The 12,840-nt window shown below is 51.4% G+C and carries 14 protein-coding genes and 1 riboswitch; of the genes, 5 read left to right on the top strand and 9 right to left on the bottom strand.

Going from position 1 to position 12,840, the window contains the following annotated elements:
• Nucleotides 1-3: 3 nt before the first annotated feature.
• Nucleotides 4-1,032 (top strand): fimbrial protein, encoded by a 1,029-nt coding sequence (locus tag OGY04_RS19815; protein WP_286585930.1) that lies wholly within the window; start codon nt 4-6, stop codon nt 1,030-1,032.
• Between the two features lie 51 nt (nt 1,033-1,083).
• On the opposite strand, the gene OGY04_RS19810 is transcribed toward OGY04_RS19815, so the two are convergent.
• Nucleotides 1,084-1,416, bottom strand: coding sequence for an RcnB family protein (locus OGY04_RS19810; RefSeq protein ID WP_286585929.1), 333 nt, complete (start codon nt 1,414-1,416; stop codon nt 1,084-1,086).
• A 234-nt stretch (nt 1,417-1,650) separates the two neighbouring features.
• Nucleotides 1,651-1,746: riboswitch (TPP riboswitch) on the top strand.
• Between the two features lie 31 nt (nt 1,747-1,777).
• Here OGY04_RS19810 and thiM point away from each other — a divergent pair.
• The 3 genes from thiM to OGY04_RS19795 are packed head-to-tail and all read left to right on the top strand — an operon-like array spanning nt 1,778 to nt 4,152.
• Nucleotides 1,778-2,566, top strand: a complete 789-nt coding sequence (gene thiM / locus OGY04_RS19805; protein ID WP_079934526.1) for a hydroxyethylthiazole kinase — start codon at nt 1,778-1,780, stop codon at nt 2,564-2,566.
• The gene (gene thiD, locus OGY04_RS19800) at nt 2,563-3,363 is read left to right on the top strand and encodes a bifunctional hydroxymethylpyrimidine kinase/phosphomethylpyrimidine kinase (RefSeq protein WP_057068846.1); all 801 of its coding nucleotides are present in this window, start codon (nt 2,563-2,565) and stop codon (nt 3,361-3,363) included. The genes thiM and thiD overlap by 4 nt, the downstream gene beginning before the upstream one ends.
• A 42-nt stretch (nt 3,364-3,405) precedes the next feature.
• Nucleotides 3,406-4,152 carry a GntR family transcriptional regulator gene (locus tag OGY04_RS19795; protein WP_008785236.1) on the top strand — a complete coding sequence of 249 codons (747 nt, stop codon included), beginning with the start codon at nt 3,406-3,408 and terminating at the stop codon, nt 4,150-4,152.
• Here OGY04_RS19795 and OGY04_RS19790 read toward each other — a convergent pair.
• The 3 genes from OGY04_RS19790 to OGY04_RS19780 are packed head-to-tail and all read right to left on the bottom strand — an operon-like array spanning nt 4,126 to nt 7,366.
• The gene (locus OGY04_RS19790; RefSeq protein ID WP_286585926.1) at nt 4,126-5,091 is read right to left on the bottom strand and encodes a PfkB family carbohydrate kinase; all 966 of its coding nucleotides are present in this window, start codon (nt 5,089-5,091) and stop codon (nt 4,126-4,128) included. The genes OGY04_RS19795 and OGY04_RS19790 overlap by 27 nt on opposite strands.
• Nucleotides 5,088-6,092 (bottom strand): ADP-ribosylglycohydrolase family protein, encoded by a 1,005-nt coding sequence (locus OGY04_RS19785; protein WP_060683555.1) that lies wholly within the window; start codon nt 6,090-6,092, stop codon nt 5,088-5,090. Before OGY04_RS19785 ends, OGY04_RS19790 begins: the two co-directional genes overlap by 4 nt.
• Nucleotides 6,089-7,366, bottom strand: a complete 1,278-nt coding sequence (locus tag OGY04_RS19780) for a nucleoside permease (RefSeq protein ID WP_008785233.1) — start codon at nt 7,364-7,366, stop codon at nt 6,089-6,091. Before OGY04_RS19780 ends, OGY04_RS19785 begins: the two co-directional genes overlap by 4 nt.
• A gap of 252 nt (nt 7,367-7,618) precedes the next feature.
• Between OGY04_RS19780 and fbaB the strand changes: the two genes are divergently transcribed.
• Nucleotides 7,619-8,671: a class I fructose-bisphosphate aldolase gene (gene fbaB, locus OGY04_RS19775; RefSeq protein ID WP_286585925.1), complete on the top strand. Its 1,053-nt coding sequence runs from the start codon at nt 7,619-7,621 to the stop codon at nt 8,669-8,671.
• Between the two features lie 20 nt (nt 8,672-8,691).
• Here fbaB and yegS read toward each other — a convergent pair whose 3' ends face one another.
• The 5 genes from yegS to artI all read right to left on the bottom strand — a co-directional run bounded on the left by yegS (nt 8,692) and on the right by artI (nt 12,837).
• Nucleotides 8,692-9,591: a lipid kinase YegS gene (gene yegS, locus OGY04_RS19770; RefSeq protein ID WP_048215937.1), complete on the bottom strand. Its 900-nt coding sequence runs from the start codon at nt 9,589-9,591 to the stop codon at nt 8,692-8,694.
• A gap of 131 nt (nt 9,592-9,722) precedes the next feature.
• Nucleotides 9,723-10,454, bottom strand: coding sequence for an arginine ABC transporter substrate-binding protein ArtJ (gene artJ / locus OGY04_RS19765; protein ID WP_003027308.1), 732 nt, complete (start codon nt 10,452-10,454; stop codon nt 9,723-9,725).
• Between the two features lie 260 nt (nt 10,455-10,714).
• Nucleotides 10,715-11,383 carry an arginine ABC transporter permease ArtM gene (gene artM / locus OGY04_RS19760; RefSeq protein WP_003840185.1) on the bottom strand — a complete coding sequence of 223 codons (669 nt, stop codon included), beginning with the start codon at nt 11,381-11,383 and terminating at the stop codon, nt 10,715-10,717.
• A complete protein-coding gene (gene artQ / locus OGY04_RS19755; protein ID WP_003027301.1) occupies nt 11,383-12,099 on the bottom strand; it encodes an arginine ABC transporter permease ArtQ in 717 nt (238 codons plus the stop codon). The genes artM and artQ overlap by 1 nt, the downstream gene beginning before the upstream one ends.
• Nucleotides 12,100-12,105: 6 nt before the next feature.
• Complete coding sequence (artI, locus tag OGY04_RS19750; protein ID WP_003027298.1) at nt 12,106-12,837, bottom strand: arginine ABC transporter substrate-binding protein ArtI; 732 nt, start codon at nt 12,835-12,837, stop codon at nt 12,106-12,108.
• Between the last annotated feature and the right edge of the window lie 3 nt (nt 12,838-12,840).

The following is a 12,840-nucleotide window of genomic DNA, read 5'->3' as shown; positions in this document are numbered from 1 at the left end:
ATCATGAAAATTATCTTTTTTATGTTAACACTTTTTTTTTCATTTGATTTATATGCAACCTGTACATCCGAGAATACTACAGTTACTGGAGTGATTAATATCCCTCAGTCATTTTCATCCTCGGGGAGTTATACTGAGTCTATTATTAGTTCCTTTGGTCCGATAAAATGCACCGCATCGGGTGAATCACTTGACTATTGGTTGCCATTAAAAGTGATATATTTTTCTCTTTATAATGATTCACTTAAGCTAAAAATGGAAATATCAGATCCAGAAAAAGGTCAGGTAATAATAGGGAACAGCACCAAGGTAGTGAGTGTTAGCCATTCGCTACATATTACCCCTGCGAATAATTCAGATAAGATGGATTTCTCCTCTTCCAATGGCTCCGTTACCATTGAAAGTATTATTCAGGCGTCTACAATTAGAAATTTGGAAGAAAGGGTAAGAAGTGAATGTGAAAACCCACTTACAACAAAAAATATATGCATGGCTTTAAGGATGTTGTGGTACAATTTTACTAATCCAAGTCAGGTAAGTTTTGCTAAAAACGTTACCATTAGCTATGTCCCACCTGATTCAACGTGTGATATAGAAAATGATGTTAACATCACACTACCGGATGTATCGCTTTCAGCATTGCCGCAAAGTGGTATGGTTAGCAACATTATAGGCCAGGGGAATATCATTCTTAACTGTATTAACTCCTTGAACGGCAATTCAACAAGAAATGCTTCGGTTTTTCTTAGCAGTGTAGATTTAAAAAATATCGGTAATGATAATATATTGATAGATAACAATTTCGATGGTATAGGTTTTATTTTAAGTGATCAGAATGATAATAAAATAAAAATATCATCATCCCAAAGTACGCGAGCTGGTGCAACGTCATTGCAGGATATTCAAAAAGGTTTGCCGCTTAGAGCGTCTTACAATATACCAATTAAAGCAAGATATTATGTGTATGATAAGAATAAAATTCACCCAGGCGATTTTAGTGCTCTTGCAAAAATTAACATAATTTATGATTGAATATCAATTTTCATTTGAATCCCCCTCGCAATTGCGCAAGGGGGAAATTAATTACCGATGATAAAAAATCTCGCCGTCGTAGGCTTTAATGATCTTAGCATCGGCATCGTTGACCAGCACATACGCGCCGCCCATGTAGGTCCAGTGGGTGCCTGCCGTCGGCGCGGGCAGGTTGCGCAGATTCCACTGTTTAATGGTGTATTCTTCGGTGAGATATAGTGGTGGAACCTTGTCACCGGGTTTGAAATGGGTGAAGTCAGCAATAAAGCTGCTCAGTTCATACTTATCGATACCGGTGGGGGCAGCTGTTGCAGTTGGTGCGGCCCAGGCGACGCTGCTTGCAAGCAGAAGTGCACCCAGCAACATTTTATTCTTCATACCCATCCTCTCTACCTCTTCGGGTCATCAAAATCAGTCATGTATCATTCCTGGCATACCGGATGTCTGACAAGCACTATTTTGTGATCACTCCAGTCATTTCGTAAAAAGTGTAAATGAAAGTACAGAATTGCAACAACCTTGACCAGTAGTTTCACTGCGGGAGTGGGGAGTGCGCCAATTTACATCGTTAAGCACAGGCAGTATCCTGTTACTGAAACCAGCGTATTACGTTTGTGTTTCAACGACTCGGGGTGCCCTTCTGGTGAAGGCTGAGAAATACCCGTACCACCTGATCTGGATAATGCCAGCGTAGGGAAGTCTGACACTGCTCGTGTCCCTTCTTCGCGCGGGCAGGAGCTGAACCATGCAGCCTGACCTGCACAGCCGCGCGCTCGCGGCTCACACTTTGCACCAATTTAGAACCTTATCCCCGCTCACACACTGTATGACCAATGAGGTCGTGCAAAGCTTTACTGCCAATACGTTACTGGCGCTGGGCGCATCGCCTGCGATGGTGATCGAGCCTGAAGAAGCCAGCCAATTCGCCGCTATTGCCAGTGCATTGCTGGTTAATGTCGGCACCTTAACTCGGGAACGGGCCACGGCGATGCGTGCCGCAGTTGAGCAGGCTCATCATGCTAAAACCCCGTGGACGCTCGATCCCGTTGCCGTAGGCGCGCTTGAGTTTCGCCGCCGCTTCTGCCTGGAATTATTGTCACTACAGCCTGCGGCTATTCGTGGCAACGCTTCGGAAATACTTGCTCTGGCCGGCATGAACGGTGGGGGACGCGGCGTGGATACAACCGATACGGCTGTCGCTGCGCTTCCGGCAGCGCAGGCGCTGGCTCGTCAGATTGGGACCATTGTCGTGGTTACCGGCGAAGTGGATTACGTCACCGATGGTCAGCGTACCGTTTGCGTAGACGGTGGTGACCCGTTGATGACTCGCGTGGTGGGCACCGGATGCGCGCTATCAGCGGTTGTTGCGGCCAGTTGCGCTTTACGTGGTGACCGACTTGATAACGTCGCCTCCGCCTGTAGCTGGATGAAACAGGCCGGGCAAATAGCCACACAACAATCAAACGGACCGGGCAGCTTTGTCCCGGCATTTCTCGACGCCCTCTATAACCTGAACGCCCAGGAGCAAGCATGAAACGGATTAACGCATTAACGATCGCCGGAACCGACCCAAGCGGTGGCGCGGGTATTCAGGCTGATTTAAAAACCTTCTCGGCGCTGGGCGCTTACGGCTGTTCCGTTATCACGGCGTTGGTGGCGCAAAATACGCGTGGGGTGCAGTCGGTGTATCGCATTGAACCTGATTTTGTCGCCGCGCAGTTGGATTCTGTGTTCAATGATGTGCGTATTGATACGACTAAAATCGGTATGCTGGCTGAGACGGATATTGTCGAAGCTGTTGCCGAACGTTTACGTCGCCATCGAGTACAAAATGTGGTGCTGGACACGGTGATGTTGGCGAAAAGCGGCGATCCGTTGCTGTCGCCCTCGGCGGTAGAAACGTTGCGTACCCGTTTGCTGCCGCAGGTTTCAATTATCACCCCTAATTTACCCGAAGCTGCTGCACTGCTCGGGGCATCGCATGCGCAGACTGAGCAGGAGATGTTAGAGCAGGGAAGGGCGCTACGGGCGCTGGGCTGCGAGGCAGTGTTGATGAAGGGCGGTCATCTGGATGGTGCACAAAGCCCCGACTGGCTCTTTACGCGCGATGGTGAGCAGCGTTTTACCGCACCAAGGGTGATGACCAAAAATACCCATGGCACCGGTTGTACGCTATCGGCGGCGTTGGCAGCCCTGCGTCCGCGCCATAACAACTGGGCCGATACCGTACAGGAAGCCAAACTGTGGCTTTCAGCGGCGCTGGCACAGGCCGACACGCTGGAAGTTGGCGAAGGAATCGGTCCGGTGCATCATTTCCACGCGTGGTGGTAATGGGTATACTGGCTGCAGAAACGGCGGCCAGGAAAAAGATAAATGGAACAAGCGCATACCCAGCTTATCGCACAACTGAATGAACGGATTTCAGCGGCGGATAACACGCCGCTGTATATGAAATTTGCGCAGACGGTGAAGAATGCTGTGCGCAGTGGGATCCTGGAGCACGGCAATATCCTGCCCGGCGAGCGCGACCTCAGCCAGTTGACCGGCGTTTCTCGGATTACGGTACGCAAGGCGATGCAGGCTCTGGAAGAAGAAGGTGTAGTAACACGTGCCCGCGGTTACGGAACGCAAATTAACAATATCTTCGAGTATTCGCTTAAAGAAGCGCGCGGTTTTTCTCAGCAGGTGGTGTTGCGCGGTAAAAAACCGGATACGTTGTGGGTTAACAAAAGAATTGTGCCTTGCCCGGAAGAGGTGGCACAGCAGTTGGCTGTTGTCGCAGGGAGTGATGTCTTCCTGCTCAAACGCATTCGTTACGTTGACGAAGACGCAGTCTCTATTGAAGAGTCCTGGGTACCCGCACATCTAATTCATGACGTGGATGCCATCGGTGTTTCGCTGTATGACTATTTTCGTAGCCAGCATATTTTCCCGCAGCGCACGCGCTCACGTGTTAGCGCCAGAATGCCTGACGCAGAGTTCCAGGCGCACATTCAAATGGATAGCAAAGTGCCGGTACTGGTGATCAAGCAGGTAGCGCTTGACCAGCAGCAACGGCCTATTGAATACAGCATCAGTTACTGTCGTAGCGATCTATACGTTTTTGTGTGCGAGGAGTAGCTCCTCGCGTGACGGGGCGCAATCGCCGCCGCGATGTCCAACTACCCAGGACGCCACCGCGTTACCTAACAGCACTGAGTCGGCCAGCGTCCAGCCAGACGCCAGCCCAGCCAGCATGCCGCCAGCGTGGCTGTCACCTGCGCCGATAGTATCAACGACCGCCGTTGCAAATGCCGGTACGCAGCCGGATGTCTGTGTGCTGAAATACCATGCGCCGTCTTTATCGTGACGCACGACCACCGGTGCGGTGAAACGCTGCACCCATTCTGCGCCAAAACCTTCCACATCCTGACTTAATGCAAACCGCTCGGCAGCAATTTCCGCCTCCTGACGATTAAGTGACACCAGCGGACGACAGGCCATAATTCTTGCCAGTAAGGGCTCGGGAATGTCGCCGATGCGCGGGCCAAAATCGATAAATGGTGTCACCTCTTCCAGACCTTCCAGCCACTGCACCAGCAATTCACCGCACGGGGACGCTAGCTGATAACCCGAAAGATACACCAGGCTATGACGCGGGATATCCAGCTGTGCCAGCCAGGCGGCATTCCACTGATTCTCAACGCCGCTAAAAGACATAAAGGTACGCTCGCCATCCGGCTCCACCAGCGCCAGACACCAGCCGTTATCGCCTTCGGCATTGTCGATCAGGCTATGCAGTCCCTCTTTTGTCATCCGGTTGCGGATAATGTCGGCCCACACTCCCTGACCCAGTGGTAGAGCATTGCAGGCATCGATACCTAAACGCTTAAGCGTGACGGCGATATTGAGTGCGCAGCCGCCAACGTTAACACCTTGCTGCTTGAGCTCGATGTCACAGCCGCGCCAGGGGAGGGCATACGCATCGGCAATGACATCAATCACCGCCGCACCCACCACCGTTACTGGCCGCTGTGTACGTAACTGCGAGAGAAGTTGTTGCAGATGCGTGTTGCTCATAGCGCCTCCCGCTGCTCGCGCAGTCGCATTAACCCGTTGGCGTAGTGGGTAAAGTCCAGCTGATTCACCGCGTCCAACTCCTGCTTCAATGCTGGGTTGATCGCGCTCACGCCGTGTAATGCACCACAAATGGCGGTTGCCATCGCCCCGATGGTGTCGGTATCGCCGCCGAGGTTAGCGCACAAAATGGCGCAGCGGTTAGGATCGGTCTGTGCCAGCTCAACCATGGCGATAGCGCAAGGAACGGACTCAATGGTGCTGGTTCCTGCCCCCACAACCTGATACAACTGCTCGCTGGCGGACTCGACGCCATCGGCGTTACGGACGATTTTCAGCGCCAGTTCAAGGCGTGCACAAAGCGATGCGCTAAAAGTGGTGATTCGTTTTTGCTGCGCATGCAGGGCAATGGCAGGTAGCGCGTCGACAATCTCTGACCATTTTCCTCCGTCGATGGCGCGCGATACCGCCCACGCGACGACAACGGCTCCCGCGATAGCCAGATCCGATTTATGCGTTGGGCTGGAGGCCAGTGCCACATCATCGATAAAGGCATCAAGATCGCGGGCGGGCAGCAGGCATCCCAGCGGGGAAACGCGCATTGCCGCGCCATTGGTCACGCCGTTGTTTTCAAGTTCGGCGACCGGTTTACCGTCACGAATAGCGTTCAACGCAATTTTCGAGGTCGGGCCGAGCACGTTTTTATTAAAGGCATCAAACTGCTCGGCCCAGGCCAGAATATTGCGACCAATAACGTCTGGCACAATTTCGCCGTCGCACTCAAGCAGGGCATCTGCCAGACATAGTGCCATGGACGTGTCATCAGTGAACTCCGCCTGGTTAAAATAGCAGGCGGCATTATTTTCCGCAGGGCCGGGCAAAAAACGGTCGATCCAACCGAAGTGTGCTTTTACCCGGGTTCTTGGCCACAGTTCCGACGGCATGCCCATCGCATCCCCTAACGCCTGCCCATAAAGAGCACCGAGAATACGTTCTGCTTTCATTTTACTTCCCCTTGTTTCAACGCTACATCGCGATCGTCCACCTTAATGGCGGTGATTTCTTTGTCTGATTCGCGAAAGAAAATCATAAACATCACGGCAATGACGGCAATCATGACCGCGCCAAATCCCCACATGCCAGCCCAGTTAAAGGTGAGACCATTAACCGGTTCCTGATAAGCAAACATTTTTTCCATCATCACGCCGCCCAGACGGTAACCGAGCAGGCTGCCGAACCCCTGACAGCAGAGGGTGATAAGCCCTTGAGCTGCGGTGCGCATGTGGACCGGCGCTTTTTTATCGACATAGATGTAAGCCGTGACGTAATAGAAGTCGTAACTGACGCCGTGCAGCAGAATGCCGAGAAACAGCAGGGCGTAAGTGAAATATTCTTCCGCACCGCCGTAAACGAAAAATCCGTAGCGGATCGCCGCAGTAATAAGACCAAGCAACAATACCTTTTTAATGCCAAAGCGTTTGGTGAAAAACGGTAGCGCCAGCATGAAGAAGATTTCAGAGAATTGGCCCAGTGTCATCCAGCCGGTGGCGTTTTTCATACCGACTTCTGTCAGGTAACCGTTGGCAAAGATGTAATAGAACGCCAGTGGCATCGCAAACAGGAAAGAGCAAAAGAAGAAGACGAGGAAGTTCTTATCGCGCAGCAGGATCAGCGCATCCAGACCCAGCATAACTTTGAAATCCATTTTGCCGGTACTTTTTGGCGGCGTATCCGGTAAAAAGAAGGCAAAAACGCCTAACAATGCGGAGCTTCCGGCAGTGATAAGCAGGGGAATATTGGTCGGTGAGATGTCGTTATAGCCAAGCATTTGCGGTAAGAAACCGCAGGCCAAACCGGAGGCAATCCAGCCAATGGTGCCCATCACGCGGATGCGCGGGAAATCACGTTCAACATCCGGTACGTTGGCAAAAGCAATACTGTTGGTCAGCGCAATCGTCGGCATATAGGTCAACGAATAGGCCAGTAACAGAGGGAAGAATCCGCTAAAGGTGGTTTGCTGGGCGGCGAAGTACATCAGAATAGCGCCGACGAACATCAACACCGCCAGCACTTTTTGCGCGGAGAAAAAGCGGTCAGTGATTGAACCGACCAGAATGGGCGACAGGATCGCCGCAATGGCGGTGCAGGCGTAGGACCAGCCGATCTCACCGGCACTAAAGCCACTTTTACTCAGCCACAGCCACAGTGGTACAAACCAGGCGCCCCAGATAAACCACTCTACAAACATCATGAACGACAGCTTAACTGTAGTTTTCATCTTTAAATCCTTCATGACAGGTAAGGTACGCGCTGATAGTACCATTCAATAATACCTTTAAAATACCTTTGAGATTAAACTTTGACCGTCTTAACATTATTTTTTCCTGAATCGAGCCAGCAGAAGTTGCTGAAAAGTGCGCTAAAGATGGAAAAAAAGCGCAGTCGGTACCAGGCTTAATGCTGCCCGCAAAAAGGCGGGTCAGGACAATCCATATTCCGGTTTTAAACCGGAACTTACGGGAGCATAGCTATGACTGATATTGCGCAGTTGCTTGGCAAAGATGCCGACAGCCTTTTACAGCATCGTTGTATGACCATTCCTTCTGACCAACTTTACCTGCCTGGACATGATTACGTCGATCGCGTGATGGTGGATAACAACCGGCCGCCTGCCGTGCTGCGTAATATGCAGACGCTGTATAACACGGGGCGACTTGCCGGGACAGGGTATCTGTCGATCCTACCGGTGGATCAGGGGGTAGAGCATTCTGCTGGGGCTTCGTTTGCCGCTAACCCGCTATACTTTGATCCGAAGAATATTGTGGAGTTGGCTATCGAAGCAGGGTGCAACTGCGTGGCATCGACTTACGGTGTGCTGGCTTCAGTCTCCCGCCGCTACGCGCACCGTATCCCGTTCCTCGTTAAAATTAACCACAACGAAACGCTCAGCTATCCGAATACCTTTGACCAGACGCTGTATGCCAGCGTAGAGCAGGCGTTCAATATGGGTGCGGTTGCGGTAGGGGCAACCATCTATTTCGGTTCTGAGGAATCTCGCCGCCAGATTGAAGAGATTTCAGCAGCGTTTGAGCGCGCACATGAGTTGGGTATGGTTACCGTGCTGTGGGCGTATCTGCGTAACTCCGCGTTTAAAAAAGATGGCGTGGATTACCATGTTTCCGCCGATCTTACCGGGCAGGCTAACCATCTGGCTGCCACTATTGGAGCGGATATCGTTAAGCAGAAAATGGCGGAAAATAACGGCGGGTATAAAGCGGTTAATTTTGGCTACACCGACGATCGCGTCTATACCAAGTTGACCAGCGATAATCCAATTGACCTGGTGCGTTACCAACTGGCGAACTGTTATATGGGACGTGCCGGGTTAATTAACTCTGGCGGGGCGGCCGGCGGCGACACCGACCTGAGCGATGCAGTGCGTACGGCGGTTATTAACAAACGTGCGGGTGGTATGGGGCTGATTCTGGGGCGTAAAGCGTTCAAGAAAACCATGGCCGACGGCGTTAAGTTGATTAACGCCGTACAGGACGTTTATCTGGACAGCAAAGTCACTATTGCCTGATCCCTCGGATTGTCGTTGGGTTAGCGCAATAGCGGACAACCCGGCGGCAGTCGGCAACGTAACGCCGCGGGCAAGATTTCAATATGAAACTCTTGTCCGCTGAGCGGTTCGCCATCGAGATTAAAGGTAATTTCATGCGGGGCGCGGATATCAAACCACGATGATGCGCCGTCAATAATGTTAGGGTTGTCTTCGGATTGCGTTAACGCCGAAAGCAGTCCTGGTAGTAGTTCTTCGCCGGTAAAAATGCGCAGTTGCAGCAGGCCGTCGTTGATCAGCGCCGTCGGGCAAAGCTGTTGCCCACCACCGGCCTGGCGACCGTTACCGATACCAATCACCAGCGCTTTACCCTGCCAGTGAAAATCCTCCCCACGAATGTCACAGATGTCGGGCTTGAGCGTATCCATGCGCATTAATCCGTGAATAAAATACGATACACCGCCCAGTGCGGCCTTGAGTTTTTCCGGCGTTTCGGTGGTGATGCGCGTGCCAAATCCCCCGGTCGCCATGTTGATAAAACAGGTTTTATCGTTGACCTGCACCATATCGATCGCAGTCGCATTTGCAGCGATAGCCAGCTTTAACGCCTTATCAAGGTCGTCGGGTATACCAACGCTGGTGGCAAAGTCATTCGCCGTTCCCAACGGTAAAATACCCAGCGCTGGAATATTGCCACCCTGCGACTGAATCAGCGCTGTCGAAACTTCGTTGATGGTGCCGTCACCGCCGCCGGCTATCACCGTAGCAACGCCTAGCTGACGAGCTTCATCAACGTAGCGTTGGGCATCGCCTTTTTCCCAGGTCACGCGAACATGGATTTCCACGCCTTCATCGCGAAGCTTCGCAATGGCATCACGCAGGGGGAGATTATCAGCACTTTTTCCATTGAGGATCAGTAAACTGGCAGGGAACGCTATCATCCGTTTGCCTCACTTTTTTTCGTTTTAACAAGTGTATGCCAGGAAAGCGTTTATGGCGTAAGAACTGACTGAAAGCGCAGGCGAAGAGATAAAAAAAGCCGCAGAGTGCGGCTTTTCAGATTGGGCAGACGTTACTGCGGGAACCATTGATCGCTGATTTTCTGGTACGTGCCGTCAGCTTTGATTGCCGCCAGCGCGCTGTTCAGTTTTTCCAGCAGGGCTTTGTTATCCGGGCGAACCGCGATGCCAAGGCCAGTACCGAAGTATTGCGGATCGGTTACTTTGTCAGTGGCAACGCCTAACTGCGGGTTGGTTTTCAGCCATTCGTTAACCACAGCGGTATCGCCAAATACGCCATCAATACGGCCATTTTTCAGGTCGATAATCGCATTCTGATAGCTATCGTAGGCCACGGTTTTCACTTCAGGATGTTTGTCCTGCAGGTATTTCTGATGGGTGGTGCCGTTTTCCATACCGATGCGCTTACCTTTCAGGTCGGCAAAGGTTTTATAGGTGTCTTTTTTCGCAATCACCAGTGCGGAGTTGGCATAGTAAGGCTGAGTAAATGCAACCTGCTTGCTACGCTCAGGTGTGATATCCATTCCGGAAATTACCGCATCATATTTCTTGAATTTCAGCGCGGGGATCAGGCTGTCGAAAGCGTGATTGGTGAAAGTACATTCTGCCTGCATTTGTTTGCACAGCGCCGTTGCCAGGTCGATGTCAAAACCGACAATTTTATTGCTCGCGTCCAGTGATTCAAATGGCGGATACGTGGCTGATACACCGAAACTAATTTTATCAGCAGCTGAGGCGCCAGCGGCGAAAGTAGCAAGTAATGCAGCCAGTACTAACTTTTTCATGGTGGAACTCCCGTCTGTCAATCTTATGATTATTACCGTGTCTGCGGCGTGGAGTAACAATGCCATTTAATGAATTTATATGCAATAAAAATGATTAAATATTTTTATAGTATAAAAAAAGACGGACAATTTAGGTTCTTGTCCATCTTCATTATTTTGCTTTATGCATATTTTCCGGATGGCGGTGCTAGCACCTTATCCGGCCTACAAAAGGTGCATGAACCGTAGGCCTGATAAGCGTAGCGCCATCAGGCATATGCTTAATTCCGGTGTTCAAACGCCAGCGCTTTACGTTCGATTAAGCGCATCATCAGCGTCAGCAAACCGTTGACGATCAGATAAATCACACCTGCCGCACCGAAGACCATAACGTCATAAGTACGACCGTACAGCAGCTGGCTATAGCCCATGACTTCCATCAGCGTGATAGTGTAAGCCAGTGAGGTACTTTTAAATACCAGCACCACTTCGTTGGAATACGAGGAGAGGGCGCGTTTAAAGGCGTACGGCAACAGAATCGCCAGCGTATCCTTTTTGCTCATCCCTAACGCTCCGCAGGACTGCCACTGGCCTTCCGGGATTGCACGGATAGCGCCGTAGAACAGTTGCGTAGTGTAGGCCGCACTGTTTAACGACAGCGCAATTAAGGCGCATAACCAGGGTTCAGAGAGCAGATGCCACAGTACCGGATATTCTTGCAATGCCGGAAACTGTCCTGGTCCGTAGTAGATCAGGAAGATTTGCACCAGCAGCGGTGTACCGGTAAACAGCGTGATATAAGCGCGAACCAGCCACACCAGCACCGGCGTTTTCAGCGTCAGGATGACGGTGAAGATCAGCGCCAGCACCAGAGCAACCACGATGGAGGCGACCGTCAGCGTCAGGCTGGTATGCAGCCCTTTCAACAATTCAGGTAAATACTCAAGCATCAGCCTGGTCTCCGCTCAAAACGTGTCGCGCGTAGGTCAATGCGTTTGAGAATGTACTGACTCACCAGCGTAATCACCAGGTAAATAGCGGCCGCCACAATGTACCAGGTAAACGGCTCCTGGGTGCGGGTGGCAATACTCTTCGTTTGCAGCATCAGATCGTTCACGCTGATAAGGCTGACCAGCGCGGTATCTTTCAGCAATACCAGCCACTGGTTACCCAGTCCCGGTAAGGCATGACGCCACATCTGCGGCATCACCAGACGAAAGAAGATCGCGGCTTTAGACAAACCCAACGCCTGACCTGATTCCCATTGTCCGAGTGGCACGGCCTTCAGCGCGCCACGCAGCGTTTGTGATGCGTAAGCGGCGTACAGTAATGACAGTGCAATGACACCGCACAGGAACGGGCTGACGTCGAAGTTTTCGATCTGCATCTGAACCGGGATTTGTACAAACCCGAGATTGATCGTAAAGCCATCGGCCAGCGTCAGCAGCAGCTGTGAGGAGCCGAAATAGATAAACAGAACCACCAGAATTTCTGGCAGACCGCGCAGGATGGTGACCAGGGCCGAGCCCGCCCATGCCACCGGGCGCCATTTTACTGACTCCCAGACGGCAAAAAACATGGCGAGTGCAAGGCCAATGATCAGCGCACAAACGGCAAGGCCGACGGTCATCCCGGCGGCGCTTGCTAAAGGAAAAAATTCATTCATCAAATATTACTTCTGGAACCATTTGTTGTAGATGGTTTCGTAAGTCCCATCTTTCTTCACTTTTTCCAGCGCAGCGTTAAACTTCTGCTGCAGCTCGGTATTGCCCTGGCGTACCGCGATGCCCAGACCTGTACCGAAGTAATCTTTATCCGTCACTTTGTCACCAACCGCGGCAAGCTTAGGATTGTCTTTCAGCCACTCGGTTACTACTGCGGTATCACCAAAGACGCCGTCAATACGACCGTTTTGCAGATCGAGTTTGGCATTCTGGTAGCTGTCATACGGCACAGTGGTCACTTCCGGATGTTTATCCATGATGAATTTCTGGTGCGTAGTACCGTTTTGAACGCCGACTTTTTTACCTTTCAGCTGGTCAATGCTGGTGTATTTACCCTGCTGGCCCACAAACAGCGCAGAGTTGTCGTAGTAAGGGGTGGTGAACAGCACCTGTTTTTCACGCTCTGGGGTGATGTCCATACCGGCCATTACCGCGTCAAAACGACGGAATTTAAGGCTTGGGATCAGGCTGTCGAAGGCCTGATTGGTGAAGGTACAAGTAGCGTCAATCTCTTTACACAGCGCGTTTGCCAGATCAACGTCAAAACCTACGATCTTGTTATTCGCATCGATAGATTCAAACGGAGGATAAGACGCTTCGGTGGCGAAACGAATGGTTTGGGCTGCGGTAGCGGAAAGACTAAAACCTGCGATTAGCGCGGCAATCAGAACTTTTTTCATTGT

The sequence above is a fragment of the Citrobacter sp. Cpo091 genome (assembly GCF_030332645.1).
Taxonomy (GTDB): Bacteria; Pseudomonadota; Gammaproteobacteria; order Enterobacterales; family Enterobacteriaceae; genus Citrobacter; species Citrobacter portucalensis.
This window is presented reverse-complemented; position numbering and strand designations above follow the sequence as displayed.

Bases quoted from the DNA above. Each gene is read 5' to 3' on its own strand.
- thiD (WP_057068846.1), top strand. From the start codon at position 2,563: ATGAAACGGATTAACGCATTAACGATCGCCGGAACCGACCCAAGCGGT.
- OGY04_RS19815 (WP_286585930.1), top strand. From the start codon at position 4: ATGAAAATTATCTTTTTTATGTTAACACTTTTTTTTTCATTTGATTTA.
- OGY04_RS19790 (WP_286585926.1), bottom strand. From the start codon at position 5,091: ATGAGCAACACGCATCTGCAACAACTTCTCTCGCAGTTACGTACACAG.
- artI (WP_003027298.1), bottom strand. From the start codon at position 12,837: ATGAAAAAAGTTCTGATTGCCGCGCTAATCGCAGGTTTTAGTCTTTCC.
- artJ (WP_003027308.1), bottom strand. From the start codon at position 10,454: ATGAAAAAGTTAGTACTGGCTGCATTACTTGCTACTTTCGCCGCTGGC.
- yegS (WP_048215937.1), bottom strand. From the start codon at position 9,591: ATGATAGCGTTCCCTGCCAGTTTACTGATCCTCAATGGAAAAAGTGCT.
- artQ (WP_003027301.1), bottom strand. From the start codon at position 12,099: ATGAATGAATTTTTTCCTTTAGCAAGCGCCGCCGGGATGACCGTCGGC.
- OGY04_RS19810 (WP_286585929.1), bottom strand. From the start codon at position 1,416: ATGGGTATGAAGAATAAAATGTTGCTGGGTGCACTTCTGCTTGCAAGC.
- OGY04_RS19795 (WP_008785236.1), top strand. From the start codon at position 3,406: ATGGAACAAGCGCATACCCAGCTTATCGCACAACTGAATGAACGGATT.
- thiM (WP_079934526.1), top strand. From the start codon at position 1,778: ATGCAGCCTGACCTGCACAGCCGCGCGCTCGCGGCTCACACTTTGCAC.
- artM (WP_003840185.1), bottom strand. From the start codon at position 11,383: ATGCTTGAGTATTTACCTGAATTGTTGAAAGGGCTGCATACCAGCCTG.
- OGY04_RS19785 (WP_060683555.1), bottom strand. From the start codon at position 6,092: ATGAAAGCAGAACGTATTCTCGGTGCTCTTTATGGGCAGGCGTTAGGG.
- OGY04_RS19780 (WP_008785233.1), bottom strand. From the start codon at position 7,366: ATGAAAACTACAGTTAAGCTGTCGTTCATGATGTTTGTAGAGTGGTTT.
- fbaB (WP_286585925.1), top strand. From the start codon at position 7,619: ATGACTGATATTGCGCAGTTGCTTGGCAAAGATGCCGACAGCCTTTTA.